General features: G+C 40.1%; 11 protein-coding genes. 7 read left to right on the forward strand and 4 right to left on the reverse strand.

The genetic code is table 11. The features are described 5' to 3' along the window. Positions 1-8: 8 nt before the first annotated feature. The 3 genes from AC0L7T_RS05460 to AC0L7T_RS05470 are packed head-to-tail and all read right to left on the reverse strand — an operon-like array spanning position 9 to position 2,378. A complete protein-coding gene (locus tag AC0L7T_RS05460; protein WP_473341475.1) occupies positions 9-1,298 on the reverse strand; it encodes a D-alanyl-D-alanine carboxypeptidase in 1,290 nt (429 codons plus the stop codon). A 16-nt stretch (positions 1,299-1,314) separates the two neighbouring features. Further along, positions 1,315-1,689, reverse strand: a complete 375-nt coding sequence (locus AC0L7T_RS05465; RefSeq protein ID WP_473341476.1) for a DUF423 domain-containing protein — start codon at positions 1,687-1,689, stop codon at positions 1,315-1,317. A gap of 5 nt (positions 1,690-1,694) precedes the next feature. Next, positions 1,695-2,378 (reverse strand): YggS family pyridoxal phosphate-dependent enzyme, encoded by a 684-nt coding sequence (locus AC0L7T_RS05470; RefSeq protein ID WP_473341477.1) that lies wholly within the window; start codon positions 2,376-2,378, stop codon positions 1,695-1,697. Between the two features lie 604 nt (positions 2,379-2,982). Here AC0L7T_RS05470 and AC0L7T_RS05475 point away from each other — a divergent pair. Together AC0L7T_RS05475 and AC0L7T_RS05480 are read left to right on the forward strand one after the other, a co-directional pair. Next, a complete protein-coding gene (locus tag AC0L7T_RS05475) occupies positions 2,983-6,207 on the forward strand; it encodes a SusC/RagA family TonB-linked outer membrane protein (protein WP_473341478.1) in 3,225 nt (1,074 codons plus the stop codon). Between the two features lie 18 nt (positions 6,208-6,225). Next, on the forward strand, positions 6,226-7,830 hold the full coding sequence (locus tag AC0L7T_RS05480) for a SusD/RagB family nutrient-binding outer membrane lipoprotein (RefSeq protein WP_473341479.1): 1,605 nt from the start codon (positions 6,226-6,228) through the stop codon (positions 7,828-7,830). Between the two features lie 103 nt (positions 7,831-7,933). On the opposite strand, the gene AC0L7T_RS05485 is transcribed toward AC0L7T_RS05480, so the two are convergent. Continuing rightward, the gene (locus AC0L7T_RS05485; protein WP_473341480.1) at positions 7,934-9,427 is read right to left on the reverse strand and encodes a hypothetical protein; all 1,494 of its coding nucleotides are present in this window, start codon (positions 9,425-9,427) and stop codon (positions 7,934-7,936) included. A gap of 428 nt (positions 9,428-9,855) precedes the next feature. On the opposite strand from AC0L7T_RS05485, the gene AC0L7T_RS05490 reads away from it, so the two are divergent. The 5 genes from AC0L7T_RS05490 to AC0L7T_RS05510 all read left to right on the forward strand — a co-directional run bounded on the left by AC0L7T_RS05490 (position 9,856) and on the right by AC0L7T_RS05510 (position 17,057). Further along, the gene (locus AC0L7T_RS05490; protein ID WP_473341481.1) at positions 9,856-13,194 is read left to right on the forward strand and encodes a VCBS repeat-containing protein; all 3,339 of its coding nucleotides are present in this window, start codon (positions 9,856-9,858) and stop codon (positions 13,192-13,194) included. Between the two features lie 20 nt (positions 13,195-13,214). Further along, positions 13,215-14,585 carry a TrpB-like pyridoxal phosphate-dependent enzyme gene (locus tag AC0L7T_RS05495; RefSeq protein ID WP_473341482.1) on the forward strand — a complete coding sequence of 457 codons (1,371 nt, stop codon included), beginning with the start codon at positions 13,215-13,217 and terminating at the stop codon, positions 14,583-14,585. A gap of 20 nt (positions 14,586-14,605) precedes the next feature. Further along, positions 14,606-15,538, forward strand: a complete 933-nt coding sequence (locus AC0L7T_RS05500; RefSeq protein WP_473341483.1) for an amidohydrolase family protein — start codon at positions 14,606-14,608, stop codon at positions 15,536-15,538. Between the two features lie 96 nt (positions 15,539-15,634). After that, positions 15,635-15,961, forward strand: a complete 327-nt coding sequence (locus AC0L7T_RS05505; protein WP_473341484.1) for a twin-arginine translocation signal domain-containing protein — start codon at positions 15,635-15,637, stop codon at positions 15,959-15,961. Beyond that, positions 15,942-17,057: a Gfo/Idh/MocA family protein gene (locus AC0L7T_RS05510; protein ID WP_473341485.1), complete on the forward strand. Its 1,116-nt coding sequence runs from the start codon at positions 15,942-15,944 to the stop codon at positions 17,055-17,057. Before AC0L7T_RS05505 ends, AC0L7T_RS05510 begins: the two co-directional genes overlap by 20 nt. Positions 17,058-17,079: the final 22 nt, after the last annotated feature.

The raw sequence follows: 17,079 nt of genomic DNA on the forward strand, positions 1-17,079 counted from the left end.
GACGATATTTAGAAATTATCACGGATATATAGCAAAACCTTTTCCATTTCAGTTCTTACCACTGTTGCTTTATAGGGGTAGTTGTTGTTCATAAATGCAAAGGCGTAGATTTTATTCTTTTTCGTTTTTAAATAACCAACCAGGCTATGGTTATTACTAACGGTTCCCGTTTTGGCCATCACGTATGGAGTAGAAGCTGAATAGTTAAATTTTAACGTGCCAGTTCTTCCTCCCATTGGTAATAAGCTGAATAGCTCTCTGTCTGGGAATAATCTGTATATTTTTTCTATTAGGGCCACCATGGTACGAGGGGTGATCAAATTGTGTCTTGACAGTCCAGAACCATCTACCCATTGAGGGTCATCTGGTAAGTCATAAAGATAAGTTTTTTTAATGTATTCAATGGCTTTTTCACTGTCCAGTTCAAAAAAGACCTGATCGGATATTTGTAGCAGTAACTGCTCTGCAATAAAATTATCACTTTCCAATAGCATCTCTTTATACAATGCTTTGGAAGGGATGCCTTTTAATAGGAAATGTTCAGGAGGAAGTTTTGAATCAGAAACTACCACAGGAACGCCCCATTCCATAGTCGCTAATTTTGCAAAAATTTCTGGCGAGGTCATAAAAGGCACTTTACTGTCCCTTCCGTTATAGGTTCTTGGATTGTAGTAAAATTGATTGTTCCGCCAATTTCTCTCTACATTTTTTACAGACTTATCTGAATATTCAACACTGAAGATACCAGGGCTTAAAATGGGTTTATTATTTACGTTTTTTGAACTTACTAGATTACCGAACAATGGCAAAGGTGATTTTTCTGCAGCATAAGAATAGTAATAGTCGTCCCATTGCCAGCCGAAACCAAAAGGGTCGTTTTTCCAATTGCTTTCTGAATAGCTTATTGTATCATAAGTAGCTAGGAATGCTTTTATATTTGGATTGGGCAATGCTGGGTATTTCCATGATGGGTCACCTGTTCCCCATATGGTTACGTTTTTTCCATTGGGTACAAACCTTAAAAACGTAGTGCTATCCGTAAGGACCATCATGGCCCCAAAGAAGGTGAAAAGTTTAGTGGTGGATGCGGGAATGAAGTACAGGTGGCTGTTTTTCTCGTAGCGGACCATTTGGCTATCAAGATCATAGAGCATGAAGCCGGTAAGGTGGTTGTCAAAAAAGGAATTCTCCCCCATTAACTTATCTAAACCTAAAAATGTATCCTTTACGTCTTGCGCCTGAGCGTTTTGAAAAATAAACAGCCATATTAAAATCGCTGGTAAAAACTTTAACTTCATAGAATTGTATTGTATTTTATTTCCCGAAACTAAATAGTAACATTACCCACCCTAAAATATAAGAAAGACCTCCTAAGGGTGTGATGGCACCTAACCATGTGACTTGGCTCAAGCAAAGGATATACAAGCTGCCTGAAAAAATTAATATTCCTACTATGAAAAAAATGGCACTGTAATTAAGCCGTTTTTTATCTGGGAATAAGTGGTATAAAATACCGACAAGTAGAAGCGCCAAAGTATGATAGAAATGGTAGTTGACAGCCGTTTCGTAGGTATCCAATCTTCCAGTACTCACCAAAAGGTCCTCTAATGCATGGGCCCCAAATGCACCAAAAATAACAGCAAGAGTGCCAAAAACAGCAGCAGTTTGAATTATATGACTAGCTTTCATAATGATTAATTGTAATTTCTTGAACCAAAAATGGCACTTCCTATCCTTACCATAGTGCTTCCTTCCTGTTGTGCCAGGAGGTAATCCCCACTCATGCCCATTGAAATTTCTTTCATTTCAACATTCTTGGGGAGGTTTAGCTTTTTTATGGTTTCAAATAGGTTTTTTAAAGTTTTAAATTCCTCCCTGATTACCTCCTCATTAGGCGTATTTGTGGCCATACCCATTAGCCCTACGATTTTAATATTGTTCATGGAGTTTATTTCTTCTCCTAAAAGAAAGGTATTTATTTCCTCCTTGTTCCAACCGAATTTAGTTTCTTCTTTGGCTATATGGACTTGCAATAGACAGCTTATTGTTTTGTCTACTTTCTCTGCTTCTTTATTAATTTGTTTTAACAATCGCAAGGAGTCCACACTGTGGATCAAGTAAACAAATGGGACAATAAATTTCACTTTATTGCGCTGTAAATGCCCTATCATATGCCACTTAATATCCTTGGGTAACTGGGCGGCTTTATGAGTAATTTCCTGAACTTTGTTTTCTCCAAAATCCCTTATACCTGCATCGTAGGCTTGCTGAATAGCAGCATTCGGTTTGGTCTTGCTTACAGCCACAAGAAGGCAATCTGGATTTAGAAACGTGGCTTTTATTTCTTTTAGGTTTTGGCTTATTTCTGTGTTTTGCATTTTCTAATGTTATTACATCAGGATTGAGTAAGGGAACAAAGATATTGGTATATTAGAGACATTACTAAAATATGAAGCCCTTAAACAAGCTTAAAATTTATTTTTACTTAATTATTATTAATTATCGGCTTTTTCGTTAAATATTAACGAAAGATGACACTTGAAGAATCGATTTGAATGAATGGTTTCTAGCTTTTTTAAATCTCCACTTGGTAGTTTTTTATTGTTTCCTTTTAAGGTGTGAAGAATTAAAAAAGTAAGCACCAATGTATCCCTAATTCATTTAATCATTGGGTATCCGAGTAAGTTTTTGAAAAGTCTTATTTGTGTTTTCCGATTGTGTAAAAAAAAATCCGTTTAAAATTTGAAAAATGGCACATACTATTTTTTATTGTGTTTTTAATATTCTACATTTCTATGGAATTTAAGATTATTTAACCTTTTATCATCATTTGAAACCAGTTGTAAATATTTCTGTTTCCGAAAAAGTGGCTTCTGTCCATTAATTTGAAACATGGTATTCAGAGATATTTTCCATTGGTGTAAAAAGAGGCTAAAAGGGGAGGGAATGTTTAAGTTTTGTTTTACACCAAAATAACCATTTATGAAAAACCTATTACTTATTGTCTTTATGGCACTGCTGACTTCTATGGGAGGTAGTGTTATAGGACAGACTATTACGGGAACAGTCACAGACAGTTCAGACGGAACACCTTTACCCGGGGTGTCGATTCTTATAAAGGGTACTTCCACAGGTACTGCCACAGATGTGGAAGGTAAATACAGTCTCAATGTACAAGGTACGCAGACCGTTTTGGTCTTCTCCTTTTTGGGTTTCGAGCCAGTTGAAGAAACGGTTGGAAATCGAAGTACCATTAATGTTAGTCTAACCGAAGATGCTTCAGAATTAAATGAAGTAGTGGTAACTGCCTTGGGCATTGAAAGAAATGTCAAAGCCCTGCAATATTCGATGACTGAAGTGGGGGGGGAGGAATTTACCCAAGCCAGGGAAAACAACATTGCCAATCAGCTAGCCGGTAGGGTAGCTGGTGTAAATGTGAGCAATGTTGCCTCAGGTCCTGCGGGCTCTTCTCGTGTTATCATTCGAGGAAACACTTCTCTGCAAGGAGGAAACCAACCTCTTTATGTAATCGATGGGGTGCCAATGGACAATACCAACTTTGGGCAAGCTGGAGTTTGGGGAGGGGCAGATCAGGGAGATGGCATGACCAGTGTCAATCCTGATGATATCGAATCCATGTCGGTATTAAAAGGAGCGAGTGCAGCAGCCTTATATGGCTCACGAGCAGCAAACGGCGTTATTCTTATTACAACTAAAAGAGGAACTTCGAGAAAAGGCATTGGCGTAGAATTCAATTCCAATGCGGTTTTCGAAAGAATTAACAATCAAACCGAACTGCAAAGCGAATTTGGATCTGGAAGATTTCAGGGAGACCAGATAACAGGAAGCGCTGTAAGACCAACCACTATAAGGGATGGTTACGATTGGGGAACCCAAGCCTGGGGGGAACGTTTAGGTTCCGGCACTTCCATGCACTTTGATGGAGTGGAAAGACCTTACGTATATGCCGGAGACAATTGGAATCGCTTTTATGAAACTGGGAAAGCTTTTACCAATAGTCTGTCATTGTCTGGAGGAAGCGATACGCAAACTTTTCGATTCAATGTGACTGATTTAAGGAGTTCTTCAGTTATTCCAAATGCAGGATTTGACCGAATCAATATGTCGCTGGCCACTAGTGGTAAATTTGGTAAAAAGTTAACCTTTGATGCCAAAGTGCTCTATTCCAATGAACGTACCCAAAATCGACCAAGGTTATCAGATTCACCGGGAAATGCCTTTCAGTCTATTTTTGCCTTACCCCCAAATGTCAATGTACTTTGGGGACAAGGTGATCCAGACAGGTTGGGAACCATTCCAATTGGGACTGACCCCGCACTATTAAGTGCTTGGGGTTTTGCTGAACAGGAGGAATACCTGATGACCAATAATCCTTGGGGACAAAACCCCTATTTCTCTACCCATCAATTGTCAATCAGTGATACACGGGACCGGATAATTACCTCAGGATCTTTAAAATATCAAATTACTGATCATTTGTATTTATCAGGAAGGGCAGGAATGGATTGGTACACCAGAAGAGGTACTACCTTGACGCCACAAGGAACGGGGTACTCAAGAGGAGGATCCATGTCGGAGGCAGAGCGAAGAGTAAATGAAATTAACCTTGAAGCCATGCTGGGATACAACAGACAATTTGGTGATTTTGGAGTGGTAGCCTTTTTAGGCGCCAATAGAATGCGCCGTGAAGATGAAACCATATCAGCCAATGGCAATGACTTTAATGTGCCCTTCTTCCATGCGATCAATAATACTGTGACCAGAAATTTCGGCTATAGTTACTCAGGATGGGGAATTAACTCCGTTTACGGATCTGCTGAAGTTAATTATAAAAATGTACTATTCCTTACTGGTACAGGTAGGACAGATTGGTTTTCTACATTGGATCCTTCATTAAATGATATAACTTATCCCTCTATTGGCGGTAGCTTTGTGTTTTCTGATGCCTTGGAGGATCTTCCATTTTGGCTTAGTTTTGGGAAAATCAGGGCTTCATGGGCTAGGGTTGGTAGTTCTACAGTAAGCCCCTATCAAATTCAGAATACCTATACACTATTGGCCGCCCCAGCCGTTGGTTTTGAAGGCAATACGGTGCCAATGGCTTCTTTTGCAACAGCAGGGAATAATAATGGCACCATTCCAAATCCATTTTTAGTACCCTTATTGTCTACTGAACTTGAATTCGGCCTAGATGTTCGCCTATTGCAAAACAGACTGGGCTTGGATTTTACCTATTATCATCAGAAAAGTACCAATGACCAGTTGAATGCGCAAATTTCAAGGTCTTCGGGTTTTGGGTCAACATTGGTCAATTTGGGAGAAATGGAGAACAAAGGGGTGGAGATTTTGCTAACTGGAACGCCAGTCAGAAACAAGGATTTCAATTGGGATGTTTCATTTAATATTGCCAGAAATAGAAACAAAGTGATTTCTTTAATTGAAGGAACTGACATCTTGAACGTAGAAGAGCCTAGAACCAGGACTGTATTTGTACAACACAGGACCGGGCAGCCTTTTGGTGTGCTGGCTGGATGGGTACAGAAAACCTCACCTGATGGGCAACCAGTTTTTGAAGAGAATGGAGCCCCTGTGCAATCTAGTCAAATGGAGGTGATAGGTAACGGTATCCCTGATTTTACGGGAGGGCTTAACAATAGCATTACCTATAAGGGTTTTAACCTTTCTGCGTTGATTGATTTCAGAGTTGGAGGAGAGATCTATTCAGGAACCAATGTACGTTTAACCCAATGGGGATTGCACAAACAAACCCTTCAGGGAAGAGAAGGTGAAGAACCACTTACTGTAACAGGAGTGACCCAATCGGGTACTTCAACGGATGGTACACCAATTTATGAAGCTTTCTCTAAAACCTTATCACCTGGTGAAGCCAATAACTATTGGAACCAAATGGGCAACAGGGTGCAGGATCACTTTATTTACGATGGCTCTTTTGCCAAGTTGAGACAAATAACCTTTGGGTATAATTTCCCGAGAAGGTTAATGGAGAAAACCCCTTTTACCAATGTGAGCTTATCCTTTGTAGGTAGAAACCTATCCATACTTTGGAAAAACGTGGAGAATATAGATCCGGAATCTGGGTATTCTTCAGGCAATGGGCAAGGACTTGATTATTTTGGGATGCCTCAATCAAGATCTTACGGATTTAACTTAAGGGCTTCGTTTTAATCGTAAAAAGAAAGAATTATGAAAATTATAAATAAATTTCTTCTATTTGGTTTGGCAATTAGTATATGCCTAGCCTCCTGCAATACAGAAGAGTTACAAGATCTCAATATTAATCCGCAAGCAGTAAATGAAATTGATTTGAATTTTATTTTTACGGCCGCACAACTTGGCTCAGCTTCAGGAGGGTCTGCAGGAGACAACAGGTACATTGATTGGCGAACCAATATTGGTATGACCGCTTACCTTATACAGCATCTGGCCAATGCCGGTGGAGGAATTGCTCCTGGGGATAAGTACACTGAAAACTTCGAGTCTAACAATGCTCCCTTTGAATTTTTCTATGGTGATGCATTGAAAAATATTTCCGAAGTAATCAAGCAAACTGGTGCTGGAGGATATGATGAGGGAAACAAAGTGAACACCAGAAACGCTGCACGAATTATGCGGGTTTTGAATTTTCATCGCCTTACAGATTTTTACGGGAATGTACCTTATTTCGATGCCCTTCAAGGCATGGAAGGGGTTTTCTTTCCAGAATATGATGAGCAATCTGCCATCTATCCTGATTTATTGAAGGAACTGGATGAAGCGACAGCCGCAATGAGCACTTCTAATCCGGATGATGGTTTTGCAGGAGCAGACATAATTTACGAGGGAGACATTACCAAATGGAAAAAATTTGGCTATTCCTTGATGTTGCGCTTGGCAATGAGGGTATCTAATGTAGCTCCTCAACTGGCGGATGAATACGTCACCAAAGCCATTGCAGGCGGAGTCATGGAAAGTAATGATGACAATGCCTGGGTGCCAATGTCTGAGGGGCCTAGTTTGTGGATCAATCAGAATGGTATTTCCAGGGCTTTTTACCCAGGAGATGGTGGACAGCCAGGGTACCTGAGTAATACTCTTGTAGACTGGCTAAAAGCTGATGCAACTTCGGCTGATGAGGTAGACCCAAGGTTAATGATCATAAGTGGGGGAATTGCGGATTGGTCTGCAGTGGCATGGACCCCAACCAACACCAATCCCCTGGAACAAAAAGGGATGCCTAATGGATATGATGGGGCAGGATTGGATGATTTGGAAGGAGAATCAGTGGATTTGGTAACAACTTATTCAAGAATCAATTACCTAATGCTTCAAAGAGATGCTCCTTATATGATTATGAACTATGCGGAATCTGCTTTTTTGCAGGCTGAAGCTTTGGAAAGAGGAATTGGTTCTGGAATTCCAAATGCTGCTAAGGAACACTATGATGCCGGAGTTAAAAGTGCCATGCAAATGTATACTCCCTTCGATGCCTCATTGACAGTTTCTGATGATGAAGTAGCTGCTTACCTTCAAAGACATCCTTATGGTGTAGAAAAACCAGAATTGGAAATGATAGGAGAGCAAATGTGGGTAAGCAAGTTTTTCAACTGGTGGGAAGCCTGGTCTGATTGGAGAAGAACCGGATATCCTCAGTTAACTCCTACCAACTACCCTGGAAATATTACACAAGGACAGATTATGAGAAAGCTAAAATATCCAGCATCTGAAGTAGCAGCAAATGCGAACTTTCAAGCTGGTGCCACTTTGCCAGACATAAACACTACCCGAGTATGGTGGGATGTAGCAAACTAAAATGAGATTTTGCTTTAGAAGGACTACTTTTTTATAAAGAAGAGAATGTTTTTACTTGGTTAATTTAGTGTTTTGTAAAAGGCTGCCTGTGGGCAGCCTTTTATTATCTATACACCCCATCTCCATCTGATCCCATAAAAGCGCCCCATAGTGGTTTTTCTCTAACCTTTATAGGTAGATCGATTCTTTTAATCTTCATTCCGAGGAAAGACAATATATCTCTGTGACTAAAGTACTGACAGTGTACCAAATCAAGATAACCATCACTGTCCAGATCTCCAATCCATGGGGTAGAGAAAACATTTTTAAAACCTTTTGTTTGGTCCAAAATGAAGGTTGTGTCTGCTTTAAAATCCATTAACATCAATTTGTTCTCTATGAGAAAAGCAGAGTTATCATCAATGGACCTACTGCAATCGTATTCGTTGATACTAAAAATGACCTCATCTATTCCATCATTGTTAAGGTCATACGCAACAGGGGAAGAAAAGCCAGTACAACCCAATTCCTCTTGTTTTAAAAGTTGACCAGTTTTGCCATCAATCATTACCTGAACCAAACCTGTGTTTTCCGGCCATACTCCCTTACTTACGAAAGTGAATAAATCTGGAATATCGTCTTCAGTAAATTGTCCTACAGCAAAGCTATTGCTACATTCTGTTTCTGGTATATTAAGTTGCCACATTTTCTCGAGACTTTGACCATTGATTGCAGTGATGGTACTTGCATGAGAAATGCCTACAAAATCCAAAAGACCATCTCCGTTTAGGTCTACAATAACTGGAGAAGCGATGAATCCATGTCCCTTTTCACTCACCAAAGGCTTAGCTGTGGACAAGTTATTCTCCATGAGGTCACTCAGTTCTGCTAAATATAGGTTTCCAGGTAAGGTTTCTCCTCCAGTCCCAAACAGTACATGATGAGTACCAGTTTCTTCCTGGTGGATATACAAAGGAGCTACATAGGTTTCCCCAGTATCTGGCATAGTATCCGCAGCCAAAACTTCACCATTGACAGGGTTGATCACCATCAACACCCCTGGAAACCTACCTTTGGTTTCGTTGGGCGCTATCCTAGCATTGCCACCATTACTCGTAAGCAACTCGTCAATTCCATCTCCATTCTGATCAGGTATGGTGACGCTGTTGTTGAAGTTAAACCTGGCATGTTTCAGTACGGGATGTTTTAAATGAGCCAGTGTGTCAAATTCCCATATCAAGTTTCCAGATTGACCATCGATGGCCTTAAAGTAAGGTCCCCGACCTCCGATAAATACATCGGGTATTCCATCTTTGTTTACTTCAATAAATGTAGCTGATCCAAATACCTGGTCTTCCGTTTCCTGTGTCCACAAAAGCTCACCATCCAAGCCGTTAATGGCTAAAATACCTGCTTCTGTGTACTCAAATTCATTCTTTCCTGCCCCAATTACAAAATCCAATATGCCATCACTGTTCAGGTCGACAGACCTTGGTGAAGACTGAGAGCCAAGGACGGGGTAGCTTGCTTCCCATATTAAGAGACTCTTCTCCTTTTTATTACAAGACAAAACAAAGACAAGCAGGAAAACACAAGTAGGTAACTTATAGAGAGACATTTATTAGGTTTACTTAAGGTTGATTAATAATAATGAAATTTTAAATGTTGAACAAATAGATAAAGACTCTTGTCAAATGAAAAATTAGTTTAATGTGATCATTTCCTTGGGTTTTTCGGGGAAGCATCCTTTTCTAAGAAGAATAAAATCAGCCTTCTATGGATATTTTTTTATAAACCAGGAATTTAAATAGCCAAAGTAAAAATAAGGTTTTGCAGCAGAATAGCATTATCCCATTCTTTACTTTGCCTTGTCTGGCAAATGTATTTTTAAATTATTTGAATGAAGGGGGATAAAACTGCGAAAAGTCTATTTGTAACATTCTAAAGTACAAGTTTGGCTATTGTGCGATCACTTGAAAAAATGTAGATTTACTACTGATACCCCTTTGCCAAATCTGGGTGGGTAACAGGGGAGAAGATTAAATTATGAAAAATTATAATAAATATTTCGTTCTGCTAATGTTCCTATACTTCATTCCTTTCTGGGTGATGGCACAAGGGTTTGAAAAAATCGCCAGTCGGAAAACCGGAGTAAAGTTTCAAAACAAATTGGTAGAGAGCCAACAGACCAATATTTTAACTTATGAATATTTTTATAATGGTGGAGGTGTAGCCATAGGAGACATTAACAACGACGGTCTGGATGATCTTTTCTTTACTGGAAACATGACTTCCAATGGCCTTTATCTAAACCAAGGGGAATTTAAATTCAAGGATATCAGTAAGGCTTCAGGAGTGCAAGGGAAAAATGCTTGGACAACCGGTGCTACTGTGGCTGATGTTAACGGGGATGGTTACCTTGATATTTACGTTTGTTATTCAGGGAAAGGGGATGCTGCTTCCAGAAAAAACGAATTGCTGATCAATCAACACGACAATACTTTTATAGATGAGGCCGAGAAGTATGGATTGGCGGATCCTTCCAATAGCATACAGGCTGCTTTTTTCGATTTTGATTTGGATGGTGATCTTGACATGTATTTGCTCAATCACAATACGCAAGTAATCAATGAAATAGATTTTGATGCTAAAAGGAAAGACAGAAACCCACTTTCTGGAGACAAACTTTTTAGAAATGACAATGGTATCTATATTGATATTAGTGAAGAGGCTGGTATTATAGGGAATTCCATGGGCTTTGGCTTGGGAATAGCGATTGCAGATATCACAGGGGATGGCTTTCCAGACATGCACATTTCAAATGATTATATAGAGCCTGATTATTTGTATATAAACAACGGTGATGGTACTTTTTCTGAAAAGTTGACGGAGTATTTACAACACATATCCTATTACTCCATGGGATCGGATATTAGTGATGTGAACAATGACGGTCTAGCAGATATTTTTACATTAGACATGCTTCCTGAGGACAATAAGCGCCAAAAATTGCTTTATGGACCGGAGAATTATGAGCAATATGCCTTGATGGTAATGAAAGGATTTTACCATCAAAATATGCGAAACATGCTGCATATCAATCAAGGGACAGGTTTGTTTAGTGAACTAGGACAGCTTGCGGGAATATCAAATACAGATTGGAGCTGGGCAGCCTTTTTTACGGATTTTGACAATGATGGTTGGAAAGATCTATTTGTGAGCAATGGTTATTTTCGAGATTATACCAATAGGGATTTTTTGAAGTACAAAGGTGACTATTATTTTAGCAAAGCGCGGGCAAAGGAAAAAGCCGATACACTTCATCTAGTGACAAGTATGAGTTCCACCCCTATTCATGATTATATGTATAGGAATAAGAATGGGGTGATTTTTGAGGATGTCTCCGAAAATTGGGGCTTTTCAGAACCGAATTTCTCTAATGGGGCGGCTTATTCAGACCTTAATAATGATGGGGCGCTGGATTTGGTTGTCAACCATTTGAATGATTTTGCTGGTATTTATGCCAATGTGCTCAAGCCTGAAAAAAGTGCAGGAAACTTCCTTAAAATAAAGTTGCAGGGTGAAGGTCTCAATACAAGTGGTATAGGGGCCAAAGTAAATGTGTACGCAGGTGGTGAACAGCAGTATTTTGAACTGCAACCTACCAGAGGCTTCCAATCCTCCGTAAGCCATGTTTTACATTTAGGTTTAGGTACAGCTGTCAATGTTGACTCTTTGAAAATTTCATGGCCTAGAGGCAAAGAACAATGGATAAGGAATGTTTCAAGTAACCAATTACTTGTTATCGAAGAGCGCAATGCTAATACCAAACAGCCTGATGCTGTTAAAATTAAATCACCCATTTTTACCAAAATTGTTTCTCCCATTCCTTTTGCACATACCGAAGCGGGGTTCAATGATTTTAAGCGGCAACCTCTTTTATCACATATGTTGTCTCCAAGTGGGCCGGTAATAGCCGTGGGAGATGTAAATAGAAATGGTTTTTCAGATGTATTTGTAGGAGGGACTACCGAAATGCCAGGGAAATTATATTTCCAGGTTTCTACTGGACAATTTCTGGCGTCTCAAGGCTTGGATTTATCCGATGATATTGGAAGTGCTACTACCGATGCTGTTTTTTTTGATGCGAACGGTGATGGTTTGCAGGACTTGTACATTGTAAAAGGGGGATACCATGATTTCGAAAGAGATTCTCCAGAATTAAAGGACCGATTATACATCAACCAAGGTGCTGGAAACTTTAAGAACCAAGAAGATGCGTTACCAGAAGTTTTGAGCAGTGGCAGTGTGGTGAAGCCAATAGACCTTGACAATGATGGAGATTTGGATCTTTTTATAGGAGGAAGAGCTATTCCCGGTCAATACCCAAAACCTTCCGCGTCTTTTATTTTTATCAACGATGGGAAAGGTAAGTTTGAAGACCATACCAATGTCTTTTTTTCTGATTTATCAGACCTCGGCATGGTTACAGATGCTTTATGGTTGGATATTGACCAAGATGGATGGCAAGATTTGATAGTTATAGGAGATTGGATGCCAATAGCTGTGTTTTTAAACAAAGAAGGAAAGTCTTTCATTAATCAAACCTCCCAGTATTTTGATACCCCATTGGTTGGAAACTGGTCAAAATTGGCAGCAGCCGACTTTGATGGGGATGGAGATTTGGATTTTGTAGTGGGTAATTTTGGCACCAATAGTCAGTTGAAGGTTAATGAGAAGGAACCATTGACGCTGGTATATGCTGATTTTGATGGCAACGGTTCAGTGGATCCAATTTTAAATTATTATTTTGAGGGTGAACTTGTCCCATTTATGAGCAGGGACGAGTTGTTGGATCAAATGTATGGCATGCGAAGTAAATTTACAGATTATGCCTCCTTTTCAAAGGCCAAACTTGAGGATTTATTTGGTAAAGAAGCCTTGAGTAAAGCTCAAAAGTTGGAAATTAATGAACTGAAAACGATTTATTTGGAAAATAAAGGCAATAAATTCGAAAGACATGAGCTGCCAGTCGAAGCCCAATATGCCCCTGTTTTTGCCATTAGTATTATGGATATAGATGAGGATGGGAACCTGGATTTTATCCTTGGTGGAAACCAGAATACTGCCAGGCTCAGGTTGGGAATGATAGATGCCAATTTCGGTCAGATCTTTCTCGGAGATGGAAAGGGGCAGTTCTCGATGGTGCCTCCATCAGATGCTGGATTAACCTTTATTGGGGATATAAAAAACATGCAAATTATTGATTTATCGTATCTTAAAGTATTGTTAGTTGGAATAAACAACCAAGGTGTGGAGGCCTATGTGCTTAACAGTAGTTTGACGAAAAAACCTTTGAATAACCTGTCTAATAAAAATCAGTAAACCTTTTATTAATTCGATAAATGAAAAAGAGAAAAATAATCTTAGAAGAAAGGGAAATACCAGAAAACTGGTACAATATCGTTGCAGATATGCCTAATAAGCCATTGCCACCACTTAACCCAGGAACTTTAGAGCCCATTGGTCCTGAAGCTTTGTCCCCTTTGTTTCCTGAGGCTTTGATTAAACAAGAGATGACAACCGATAAGTGGGTGAGCATTCCCGATGAAGTTCGGAATTTGTACTCCATATGGAGACCTACCCCAATGTACAGGGCTTATGGCTTGGAAAAAGCTTTGGACACTCCAGCAAAAATTTATTATAAATATGAAGGAGTAAGTCCTTCCGGATCCCATAAGCCTAATACGGCTATTCCACAAGCTTATTACAACAAACAGGAAGGCATAAAAAGGATAACCACAGAAACTGGCGCTGGTCAGTGGGGAAGCGCGCTGAGCTTTGCCTGTCAGCATTTTGGTATTGAATGTGATGTTTACATGGTCAGGCTTTCCTATAACGACAAGCCGTACAGGAAAATGATGATGAACACCTGGGGTGCCAATGTGTACCCATCTCCTTCAGACAGAACGGCCGCAGGGAGAAAGATTCTTGCTGAACATCCTGATTCTCCAGGAAGCCTTGGTATCGCTATCTCTGAGGCAGTAGAAATGGCAGCCACCCGAGAGGATACCAAGTATGCCTTGGGAAGCGTACTCAACCACGTTAAATTACACCAGACTATTATCGGTTTGGAGGCCATCAAGCAAATGGAAAAAGCGGGCAGTGATATGCCGGATATTGTAATTGCACCATTTGGTGGAGGATCAAATTTTGCCGGGCTTTCTTTTCCATTTTTGAGATTGAACCTTGAAGGTGGTAAAAAAATTCGATGCATAGCCAGTGAGCCTTCTTCTTGCCCAAAACTTACCCGTGGCGTTTTTAGGTACGACTTTGGGGACACTGCAGGAATGACACCATTATTACCGATGTATACCCTTGGACATGATTTTATTCCTGCTCCCATCCATGCTGGAGGCCTTCGTTATCATGGTGCAGGCGTGATCGTCAGCCAATTGCTAAAGGATAACCTGATTGAGGCTCAATCACACGATAACCTTGAAATATTTGAGGCAGGGGTGCTTTTTGCCAGAACAGAGGGTATTATACCTGCTCCAGAAGCCAATCATGGTATCGCCACAGCAATCAAAGAAGCCAAAATATGCAAGGAGGAAGGCGTTTCCAAGACCATCTTATTTAACCTGTGTGGACATGGTAATTTTGATATGAAGGCTTATGATGATTATTTTTCTGGAAAAATAAAAAGCCATGAACTTAGCCAGGAAGAGATCGATAAATCTATTGCAAAATTAAATACGCCTACGATCCCTGCATAGGGGATGGGCTGATTTAATATATGGATAGAAGAAATTTTATAAAAAAAGGAGGGTTAGCCTGTGGTGCCTTGGCACTTCCGGATGGATCCCCTTTTTCTCTCAATGAGCACGAAGATGGGGACAAGGAAATCCCCTTGATTGATACCCATCTTCATTTATGGGATTTAAATCACTTGGATTACCCATGGCTAAAAAACCCTGAAAACCCACTTTCCCGAAATTTCTTATTGGCAGACTATCAAAAAGCGACTGCAGGGTTGCCGATTGAGAAAATGGTTTTCGTAGAATGTGCCCGGGACCCTGCTCAGTACCTTCAGGAGGTAGATTGGGTGAGAGGAATTCAAGAAAAGGATAGGCGGATTTCCGGAATGGTGGCCTATTTTCCATTAGAGAAAGGTATTTCTGGAACCAAGGAAATGGAGACAATGGCAGAAAGGGAAATTGTAAAAGGTATTCGTAAAGCTTTTATGCCTGGTCACCAAGGCTTTTTAGCTGGGATCAAATTACTCGCTCAATTTAAATGGTCTTATGATCTTAATATTCGACCTAATGATCTTCCTGCTGCTTTTGAATTTGCCAAAGCAAATCCTGATTTGGTGATCGTTTTGGATCATATAGCCAATCCGGATATTGGAAGTAATGATTGGGCGTCTTGGAAAAAAGCCCTTTCCCCCTTTTCTTCCTTGCAAAATGTATCCTGCAAAATTTCAGGAATGCTGACCAAGACAGATCTGACCGTTGGGAGTATTGACCAGATGAGTCCCTATTTTAAGACTGTTTTAGAAGTATTTGGGGTTGATAGAGTGCTTTTCGGTGGGGATTGGCCGGTATTGTTAAAGGCCGCTAGTTACCAGGATTGGATAAAAGATTTCTATACAATGACTCAGGGTTTAACATTGGATGAAAAGCAAAAATTGTATCACCACAATGCAACTTTGATCTATAGGTTATGAAAATGCAAAGTTTAGCTTTGTTTGGAATAGAAATGCCAAATTTTAAAGCAGATTATAGATAGTTTTTTTATATTTAATTAAACAAAAAATTTAACAATGCTTGATAAACCAAATAAAAATAAGAAACCTGATTCCAGGAGGGATTTCCTTAAAACCTCTTCATTAAGTGCCGCAGGTTTTTTTATTGTACCAAGATTTGTCCTCGGAGGAAAAGGGCATGTAGCGCCAAGTGACAAGGTAAATGTTGGAATGGTAGGAGTAGGAGGCAAAGGCCGACAAAATGCCCAGGATTTGATGAAACTTGATGATGTGCAAATCACAGCCATAGCTGACCCAGCTGAATACTGGGACCTCGCCAATTTTTATTATAAGTCTATTGCAGGAAGGAATCCTGTGAAAAAGAATGGTAGAAGACCATTATGAGGATAAATCGGAAAACTTCAAAGTTAATGAATACCTGGATTTTCGAGAGATGCTTGAGAAAGAGAAGGGCTTGGATGCGATTTGTTGTTCAACTCCTGACAATACGCATGCCGTTGTCACTTATGCTTCAATGAAGTCTGGGAAGCATGTCTATTGCGAAAAACCGCTTACCCATAATTTATGGGAAGCAAGAATGATTAAGGACTTGACTGAGGAAACTGGTTTGGCTACTCAGATGGGTAATGTAGGTCATAGTACGGATGGTATTCGCCAGACGGTAGAATACCTTCGGGCTGGTGTAATTGGGAATGTAAAGGAAACCCACTCTTGGGTGCCAGCTTCCAGATGGATAGATGAAATGCAGGCTGTGCCTACCACAAACACACAAAAACCGCATGACTTTGACTGGGATCTTTGGTTGGGTCCTTCGGCCAATAGGCCTTTCCATAAATGGTACACTCCTGTTACCTGGAGAGACTTTTGGGATTTTGGATGTGGTGCTTTGGGGGATTTTGGCTGTCATGACATGGATGCGGCGACCTGGGCCTTCGAATTGGGGCATCCAGATACAATAGAGGTTTTTCCTGCGGGCTACAGCAATGATAAAATCGCACCTTATGGAGAAATTGGATACTATAATTTCCCGGACAACAATACTGGAAAACCTATTCAATTGACTTGGTATTCAGGGGGCCTTAAGCCAGCATTACACCCATCCTTACCACAAGGATACCAATGGCCATCCAGAGGCACCTTGTTTGTGGGTGATAAAGGAGTGATTGTAAATGGAGGCGATCGTGTGCCTCACGTTTTCCCAGAGAGCCTGGCCGCAAATATGAAAAAGCCTAAAGAAGTAATTCCACGTTCCAAAGGTCATTTTAGAGATTGGGTGAATGCGATAAAAGGTGGCCCAGCTGCAAGTGCAAACTTCGAATATGGTGCACACTTGACAGAAATTACTTTATTGGGAGTGCTTTCCTTAAGAATGAAAGGGCAAAAAATCAATTGGGATGCTAAGAATCTTAAAGCCACTGGTTTGGAAGAAGCGGATCAATATATAAAAGAACCTGTAAGAAGTGGTTGGGAAATGAGCTAATTGTCTTTTTCTTGCCAATAAA

Source organism: Cyclobacterium sp. 10D3-21, from assembly GCF_055809755.1.

Coding starts and splice junctions, on each gene's coding strand:
- AC0L7T_RS05460 (WP_473341475.1), bottom strand. CDS start 1,298: ATGAAGTTAAAGTTTTTACCAGCGATTTTAATATGGCTGTTTATTTTT.
- AC0L7T_RS05465 (WP_473341476.1), bottom strand. CDS start 1,689: ATGAAAGCTAGTCATATAATTCAAACTGCTGCTGTTTTTGGCACTCTT.
- AC0L7T_RS05470 (WP_473341477.1), bottom strand. CDS start 2,378: ATGCAAAACACAGAAATAAGCCAAAACCTAAAAGAAATAAAAGCCACG.
- AC0L7T_RS05475 (WP_473341478.1), top strand. CDS start 2,983: ATGAAAAACCTATTACTTATTGTCTTTATGGCACTGCTGACTTCTATG.
- AC0L7T_RS05480 (WP_473341479.1), top strand. CDS start 6,226: ATGAAAATTATAAATAAATTTCTTCTATTTGGTTTGGCAATTAGTATA.
- AC0L7T_RS05485 (WP_473341480.1), bottom strand. CDS start 9,427: ATGTCTCTCTATAAGTTACCTACTTGTGTTTTCCTGCTTGTCTTTGTT.
- AC0L7T_RS05490 (WP_473341481.1), top strand. CDS start 9,856: ATGAAAAATTATAATAAATATTTCGTTCTGCTAATGTTCCTATACTTC.
- AC0L7T_RS05495 (WP_473341482.1), top strand. CDS start 13,215: ATGAAAAAGAGAAAAATAATCTTAGAAGAAAGGGAAATACCAGAAAAC.
- AC0L7T_RS05500 (WP_473341483.1), top strand. CDS start 14,606: ATGGATAGAAGAAATTTTATAAAAAAAGGAGGGTTAGCCTGTGGTGCC.
- AC0L7T_RS05505 (WP_473341484.1), top strand. CDS start 15,635: ATGCTTGATAAACCAAATAAAAATAAGAAACCTGATTCCAGGAGGGAT.
- AC0L7T_RS05510 (WP_473341485.1), top strand. CDS start 15,942: ATGGTAGAAGACCATTATGAGGATAAATCGGAAAACTTCAAAGTTAAT.